Annotated in this window: 4 protein-coding genes; all 4 read left to right on the top strand. The window is 71.8% G+C overall.

Going from position 1 to position 8,152, the window contains the following annotated elements; genetic code table 11:
- The first annotated feature begins 5 nt into the window (after positions 1–5).
- Positions 6–2,960, top strand: a complete 2,955-nt coding sequence (locus D7Y21_RS38625) for a choice-of-anchor D domain-containing protein (RefSeq protein WP_121718376.1) — start codon at positions 6–8, stop codon at positions 2,958–2,960.
- A gap of 205 nt (positions 2,961–3,165) precedes the next feature.
- Positions 3,166–3,474, top strand: a complete 309-nt coding sequence (locus D7Y21_RS38620; RefSeq protein WP_120565907.1) for a hypothetical protein — start codon at positions 3,166–3,168, stop codon at positions 3,472–3,474.
- 100 nt (positions 3,475–3,574) lie between these two features.
- Positions 3,575–6,424, top strand: a complete 2,850-nt coding sequence (locus D7Y21_RS38615; protein ID WP_147469506.1) for a protein kinase — start codon at positions 3,575–3,577, stop codon at positions 6,422–6,424.
- Positions 6,425–6,444: 20 nt separating this feature from the next.
- A partial coding sequence (locus D7Y21_RS38610) for a serine/threonine-protein kinase (protein ID WP_147469505.1) occupies positions 6,445–8,152 on the top strand: 1,708 nt, incomplete at its 3' end.

Genomic DNA, 8,152 nt, shown 5'->3' with positions numbered 1-8,152 from the left:
GTGCCATGACGGGGCGCTGGGGCCTGCTGGGTTTGGTGGTGGTGGGACTGCTGTCGGGCTGCGCGGACCGGGAGCGCTCATCGCTCGCGGACGGCCGGCTGACGGCGACGCCGGGTGGCGTCGACTTCGCGCGGGTGGCGGTCTTCGACGCTCGCGAATCCACGGTGACGCTGCGCAACGTGGGCCGCGCGCGCATCACGGTGGACGAGGCCTGGGTGGAGGGGCCGGAGGGCGCCTACAAGGCGGAGTTCACCCACGAGGGGCCGCACAGCCTGGTGCCGGGCAGCGAGTGCACGCTGAAGGTGCGCTTCGCGCCGCTTTTGCAGGGCGGTCTGCCCGCGGTGCTGGTGGTGCGCTCGGACACGCGCATCGAACCGCTGATGCGAATTCCCCTCAACGGCGCGGGCGTGGACGCGTGGGCGCGGGTGACGCCGCGCGCGCTGGACTTCGGCCGCATCGAGGCGGACTCCACCAAGACGCTGGGCGTGACGCTGGACAACCCCACGGAACTGCCGGTGATGGTGACGCCCAAGCTGGTGGGCGCGGACAAGGATGAGTTCGTCGCGGCGCCGGTGACGGTGAACCCGGGCGAGCGCGTGGAGCTGCCCCTCACCTTCAACCCGGTGCGGGTGGGTAGGAAGCAGATTGCGCTGGCCATCTCACCCTGCCACGGGTGCGCGGACGTGCCGGTGCAGGTGACGGCGGAGTCGCTGGAGCGCGCGGTGGTGGCGGAGCCAGAGGTGTTGGACTTCGGCGCGGTGCCGGTGGACCGCGACGCCATCAAGGCCTCCAGCCTGCGCAACATCAGCACGGAGCCGGTGACGGTGACGTCGCTCATGCTGGATGGCACGGACGTGTCCTTCAGCCAGAACAACACGGGCCTGCCGCTGGTGCTCCAGCCGGGCGAGGTGCGCGCCTTCGAAATCCGCTACAGCCCCGGCCACATGGGCGCGGCCACGGACCGCGCCGTCTACACCGTGGTGAGCAAGCGCCACCCCACGCTGCCCGTGCCGCTGCGCGGCTTCGGCGGCGCGTCCGAACTCTGCGTGTCGCCGATGATGCACGACTTCGGCGAGCAGCCGCTGGGCTCCAAGGTGCGCGTGGTGGTGAACGTGAAGAACTGCGGCACGGACAACGCGGGGCCGCTCACCATCAACACGCTGGACTGGACGCCGGACGCGACGGGCGCCCAGCTCCAGTTCAACAACAAGCCGGTGCCGCTGCCGTTCACCCTGCCGGCCAACGGCGAGCTGAACCTGGAGGTCTTCTACGAGCCCATGCGCGAGGGCAGCGCGTCCGGCGCGCTGGTGATGACCACGAGCGCGTTCTCCGCGGCCACCGTGCAACTGGACTTCTTCGGCAGCGCGAAGGCGCATGCGCCCTGTGACTTGACCGTCACGCCGGAGCTGGTGGACTTCGGCACCCTCCCGCCAGGCCGCGGCGCGGTGCTGGGCGTGAAGCTGGAGAACAAGGGCGCGGACCTGTGCCCCGTGAAGAACATCCGCATCGCCAACGACGGCGGCGGCGTGTTCAAGATGCCCGGCGGCGAGCTCTTCGGCGGCATCATCTACCCGGGCGACTGGTTCAGCTTCCAGGTGGCGTTCCAGGCGCCCTTCACCGGCGGCAACTTCGCGGGGGAGTTGCAGGTGGAGCAGTACAACCCGGTGACGCCGGTGCGGCAGGTGCCGCTGATGGCGAACTCGCAGGAGACGTGCCTGGTGGCGTCGCCCTGGTACCTGGACTTCGGCCTGGGCCGCAAGGACTGCCGCCCGGCGCCGCGTGAGGTGAACTACCTCAACGCGTGCACCACGCCCGTCACCATCTCCAACGTCTTCATCGGGCCGGGCACGACGGACACGGAGTTCGCGCTGTTGGACCACCCGGCGCCGCCCGCGTTCCAGCTCCAGCCGGGCGAGTCCTTCACGGTGGGCGTGGACTACCTGGCGCAGGTGACGGGCATGAACCTGTCGCCGCTCTTCGTGGACTCCAGCGACCTGCCCATCCCGCTGATGGTGCCGCTCATCGGTGAGTCGTCGAAGAAGACGGACAAGACGGACAACTTCGTGCAGCAGGACGTGAGCAAGGTGGACGTGCTGTTCGTCGTGGACAACACGGCGTCCATGGTGGAGGAGCACCCGAAGCTCGTGTCCGCCATCCCCGCGTTCGTGGACGCCGCGCGCAACAAGGCGGTGGACGTGAACATGGCGGTGACGACGACGGGCATCTCCGCGGTGTCCGGCGCGTGCCCGGGCGGCGCGCTGGGCGGCGAGGCCGGCCGCTTCTTCCCGGCGGACAACAGCCGCCAGCGCATCCTCACGCTGGCCACGCCCGACGTGGCGCAGGTGCTCCAGCAGAACGTGCAGGTGGGCCAGTGCGCCCAGGTGGAGCAGGGCTTTGAAGCGATGCGCCGCGCGCTCACCTCTCCGCTGGTGAACAACGTGGATGATCCGCGCACGCCGCTGGCCAACGACGGCAACGCGGGCTTCCTGCGCGACCCCGCGGCGCTGGTGGTGGTGTTCGTGGGTGACGAGGACGACCACTCGCCGGACGCGGTCGCCACGTACGTGCAGTGGGCGCAGCAGCGCAAGGGGGAGAACCAGCCGCAGCGGGCCACCTTCTTCGCCATCGCGCCCACCAAGACGTCCTGCGCCACGGCGGGCGGCACCGGCACCCGGTACGCGGACGCGGCGGCGCAGACGGGCGGCGAGGTGCTCAACGTCTGCGCGGCGGACTACGCGCCGCTGCTCCGGCAGGTGGCCAACAAGGCGTTCAGCGCGCAGGACCGCTTCCCGCTGAGCGAGGAGCCCGACGCGGGCACGGTGGTGGTGACCGTCAACGGCACTGAAACCACCAGCGGGTGGACCTACGACGCCGCGTCCAACAGCGTGGTGTTCAGCGTGGTGCCGCCGCCGGGCTCCAAGGTGGCCATCACCTACCGCCGCGCCTGCGCCAACGACTGAACGGTGGGAAACCCGTGGTTGTGGACCCCGTGACGGGCCGGCCATCCGGCCCCGAACGGGGTTGTCAGACCCCGGTGCTACAGCACTGCATCTGCCTGTGCGGATGACCAGAAAATTGGAGGCGCTCCCTCGGTGTGTACCCTGCGGAGCGTCTGCACGCTGTTGCCCTGGAGGCGCTGTGAACACCTGGACCCCTGATGAGCCCATGAAGTCCTCTCCGCGCGCCGGTGCGCCGGGGCTGCGGGTCATCCGCGGGGAAGGGCAGCGCAAGCAGGAACCGCTGGCGGACCGGAACGCGGTGGCGCGGGTGCTGATGGAGGCCGGGGCGGACATGCTGCTCAGGCGCATCAGCCCCGTGAGGGCGCAGGAGATCGAGCGCAAGGTGGACCGGGTCCTGGACCTGTTCGACCGGGTGGACGCGGCCCCGGTGCTGATGCCGGTGCTCAAGCGGCACCTGGACGAACTGGAGGCCCTGATGCGGGAGACCCGCGAGGTCCGGGCCGCCCGGCGTTAGGCGCACGCCCGGTGGAACCGGGAAAAGCCCAGGGGGATTCGATGTTTGATTCCCCTGGCCCGGCCGCTTACGCTTGGGGCTCGCCTCCTCGCGTCCGGCCGTGTCCATCGAAACCTACGGCAGCTACCAGCTCCTGAAGCGCCTCGCCACGGGCGGCATGGCGCAGATCTACCTCGCACGCCGGCCGGGTTCGGATGCTCCGGACAAGCTGCTGGTGTTGAAGCGGATCCTCCCGCACCTGTCGGAGAACGACGAGTTCGTCCGGATGTTCCTGGACGAGGCACGGATCGCGGCCCGGCTCGCTCACCCCAACGTCGTGCAGATCTACGACCTGGGCGCGGAGGGGGACACCTTCTTCATCGCCATGGAGTACATCCATGGCGTGGACGCGCGCCGGCTCTGGAAGCGCTCGGAGACGGCGGGGCGTCCGCTGCCGGTGCCCCTCGTCTGCCGCATCCTCCTGGAGGCGTGCGCGGGGCTGGACTACGCGCACAAGAAGACGGACGCGGCGGGGCGCCCGCTGGGCATCGTGCACCGGGACGTGTCACCGCAGAACATCCTGGTGACGTTCGACGGTGGCGTGAAGGTGGTGGACTTCGGCATCGCGAAGGCGGCGGATCAGGCCACCGTGACGCGCTCCGGGGTGCTCAAGGGCAAGTATTCGTACATGTCGCCGGAGCAGGCCGCCGGGCAGCGCGTGGACCGCCGTTCGGACGTGTTCGCGCTGGGCGTGGTGCTGCATGAGCTGCTGACGGGGGGCCGGCTCTTCAAGCGCGCCAGTGACATGCTGACGCTGTCGGCGGTGGCGGAGTGCAACGTACCGGTGCCGTCGCACGTGGCGCCCCGGGTGCCGGCGGAGCTGGACACCATCGTGCTCAAGGCGCTCGCGAAGGAGCCGGACGCGCGCTACCAGCACGCGCAGGAGCTGCAGCGGGCGCTGGAGGGGTGGCTCGCGTCGCAGCCGCAGCCTTGTGGCACGTCAGCGGACCTGGCCGGGTACATGGGGGAACTGTACGCGGACCGCCTGACGGAGGAGGCGCGCTCCGGCGAGGTGCAGGTGACGGACGACGAGGCGGGGGTGGCTCCTCCGCCCGCGCCGCGCCGTTCGGTGATGCGGCCCGCGACGGCGCCAGCGCGCACGGAGAACGAGCCCACCACCACGCTGCGTCCGAACCGGCCGAGCCGTCCCAGTGGGAAGGTGGAGGCGCGCCGCGAGGACGCGGAGTCGGATGGGGCGCGCTCGGAGGTCCGGGGCCCGGACACCCGTCCGGAGGGCCGCAACGCGGAGGCGCGGGTGGATGCGCGCAACGCGGAGGCCCGGGGCGCGGAAGCCCGCTCCGTCGATGCCAGGCCGGAGCCCCGTTCGGAGGTCCGCAACGTCGACCCGCGCGTGGATGCCCGCGCCGTCGATGCCCGGCCGGAGCCCCGTTCGGAGGTTCGCAACGCCGACCCGCGCGTGGATGCACGGTCCGTGGACGCCCGGCCGGAGCCCCGCTCCGAGGTCCGCAACGCCGACCCGCGCGCCGAGGCCCCTCGGGGCATGACGGGCTCGCGGCGGGCCCTGGAGTCACCTCCCTCGCGGAGCACCCGGCCGGTGCGCCTGGAGGAGCCTTCCCTCCCGACGGTGACGCAGGACGAGGACGGTCCCACGCTCGCGATGGTGGACACGCAGAGGAAGCTCTCCGGCGGGTTCCAGGTGGAAGAGGACGGTCCCACGCTCGCGATGGTGGACACGCAGGGGAAGCTCTCCCGCGGGTTCCAGGTGGAGGAGGACGGTCCCACGCTCGCGATGGTGGACACGCAGGGGAAGCTCTCCCGTGGGTTCCAGGTGGAGGAGGACGGTCCCACGCTGGATCATCGCTCCCTGACGGCGACGCTGACCCAGGATGACGAGGACGACTCGACCCTGGACATGCGCGCTGTCTCCCGCGCCGATTTGGACGAGGGCCCCACGCAGGACCTGCGCGCCGTGCCGCGCTCCGAGATTCCAGTCCCCCGTCCGGGCGGGCCCACGCCGTCCGGCGAACACCGCGGCCACCGGCTCCCGGTGCCCGCTCCGCACGCGACCATCGAGGAGATGACCGCGTCCACCGCGCCGCGCTCCGCGTCCCGCGCGCCCATGCCCAACGCGTGGGTGCCGCCGGCCCGCACCGGCACGCTCACCGAGCAGTCCGCCGTGGAGCGGCCGAAGCGCCGCGGGCTCCTGTACGGTGCCATCGTGCTCGTCGCGATCCTGGTGGGCGTCGGCATCGTGTGGAGCCTGGGCCCGGGCGCCAGCGGCGTGCACGTGGAGTCCGAGCCCGCGGGCGCGCGCGTCGTCTTCGAGGACCGGGTGCTCCCGGAGCGCACGCCGCTGACGCTGCCGACGGTGAAGCCCGGCCGCTACTGGGTCGTGCTGATCAAGGAAGGCTACCGCGAGCTGCGCACGCAGATTGTCATCCCGCCGTCCGGCCGGCTGGACGTGGGGCCGCTGAAGCTCGTGCCGATGCCGTCGTCCGGCAAGCCCGGCACGGAGCCGCCCGCGACCGCGCCCCCGGCTCCTGCGGCTCCCACGACACCGGAGCCCGGCGTCGGACCTTCCGGCGTGGCCGGTCCCCGTGAGCCGGACGCCTCGAGCCCCGAAGTGAAGCAGGCCCAGGAGTCCCCTGGTTCCCAGGCTCCGGCGGCGAAGGCGCCCGTCGCCACCGCGGCCACGGTGGTGCCCACCGCGGAGGTGCGTGACGCCGCCCGTGCCGCGGAGCGGTCCGCGTCGGTGAGCTTCGTGGTGACGCCCTGGGCGGAGGTGTCGTGCAACGGCCGCAAGCTGGGGGAGACGCCCTTCCAGCCGGTGAAGCTGGGGGTGGGCCTCTATGACTGCAAGTTCACCAACCCCGAACTGAAACGCACTGTCAGCCGCCGCATCGAGGTGCGTCCCATCGACCTCAACGTGGTGACGGTCAAGTTCGAGTAGGCGTGGCCTTGGACCCTTCCGTGACGCTCGAGGCAGGCACCCACGTCGGCAAGTACGTCGTGCGCCGCAAGCTCGCCGAAGGGGGCATGGCGGAGATCTTCCTGTGCACCGCGCGCGGGCCGGAGGGGTTCGAGAAGGAGGTCGTCATCAAGCGCGTGCGGGCGTTCCTCGCGAGCGACCCGGACTTCGTGCAGATGTTCATCGCGGAGGCGCGGCTGGCCTCGCGGCTCAACCACGCCAACGTGGTGCAGATCTTCGACTTCGACAAGCACGAGGATACCTACTACCTGGCGATGGAGTACGTGCGCGGCTGCTCGCTGTGGGAGCTGCGCAAGCGGAGCAAGGAGTCGATGACGCCGATGCCGCCCGTGCTGGTGGCGCACATCGGCGCGGAGGTCGCGCGCGGACTGCACTACGCCCACCGCCTGCGGGTGAACGGCGAGCTCTTGAACCTGGTGCACCGGGACGTCACGCCGCACAACGTGCTCGTGTCCTACGACGGCGCGGTGAAGCTCACCGACTTCGGCATCGCGAAGGCGGGCAACAAGCTGACGAACCCCGGCGTGCTCAAGGGCAAGTTTGCGTACATGTCGCCCGAGCAGGCCCGGGGCGAGAACGTGGACGTGCGCACCGACGTCTTCGCGCTGGGCGTGGTGCTGTGGGAGCTGCTCACCGGCGGGCGCCTGTTCCAGGGGGACTCGGAGATCGCCGTCCTGCGCGCGGTGCAGGAGAGCTCCATCGTGCCGCCCGCGCGCCTCAACCCGGACGTGCCGCCGGACCTGGACGCCGCCATCTGCCGCGCGCTGGAGCGCGACCTGTCCAAGCGCTTCCAGACCGCGGGCGAGCTGGAGCGCGCGCTGGCGCAGTGCGTGTTGAACCACGCCCGCTCCGTCGATGACACCGACGTGGGCGCGTTCGTCCGGCCGCTGTTCCCCATCGCGGCCAGCAACCAGGCGCTGCCCGCGCTCCCGGAGCGCACCGCGCTGGCGGATGGAGCGCTGCCCGCCGCCGGAGCGCCGCCCCGCGAACCCACGGCGGTGATGCAGTCGCGCGAGCACGCCTCGGGAGCGAAGCGGGGCGCTTCGCCGGATGAGGACCGCCACGGGACGACGCTGGTGCTGTCGCGAGAAGACCCGGCTCCGAACGGCCGTCCTCCGCAGCCCACGCCGCAGATGCCGTTGGAGTCCATGGGAAGGGAAGCGCCGCTCGCCAGGCGCAGCGAATCCCGCGAGTTCCCCGCCGCCAGGGCTGAGTCCCCGAGCGACGAGAACTCCATGGCCTGGACCGGCTCCGCCGATGACGACGCCGGTGCGTCCGCGGACCGTCCCGGGGACGGAGGCTCGCGGTCATCCGCCTCCGCGCGCCGTCGGGAGGAGTCCTCGAGCCGCAAGCCAGACACCGCCTCCGCGCGCCGGGCCGGTTCCGCTGGCAAGGCCGACACCGCCTCCGCGCGCCGGGTCGCGCTCCCCGCGGAAGACCTCTCCGGCGCCGACGACCGCGAGTTCGACACGGTCTCCGCCACCGAGCCGGGGCCCCCCGTCGCGCCGAACCGCAAGCCCCTGTGGGCTGGAGCCGCGGTGGTGGGGCTCGCGGGCCTCGTGGGTGTCCTCGCCGTGGCCCGCTCGAACTCGGGTGCTCGGGACGCGGGGCAGGGGAGCCCGCCCGCGCAGGCCACGGCCCCGGCGGCGAACCCGCCTCCAGCCACCACCCCGGTGCCCCCGGCCGAGC

The sequence above is a fragment of the Corallococcus sp. AB045 genome, from assembly GCF_003668895.1.
GTDB lineage: Bacteria > Myxococcota > Myxococcia > Myxococcales > Myxococcaceae > Corallococcus > Corallococcus coralloides.
Note: the sequence above shows the minus strand (reverse complement) of the source record. Positions and strands in the feature narration are given on the sequence as shown.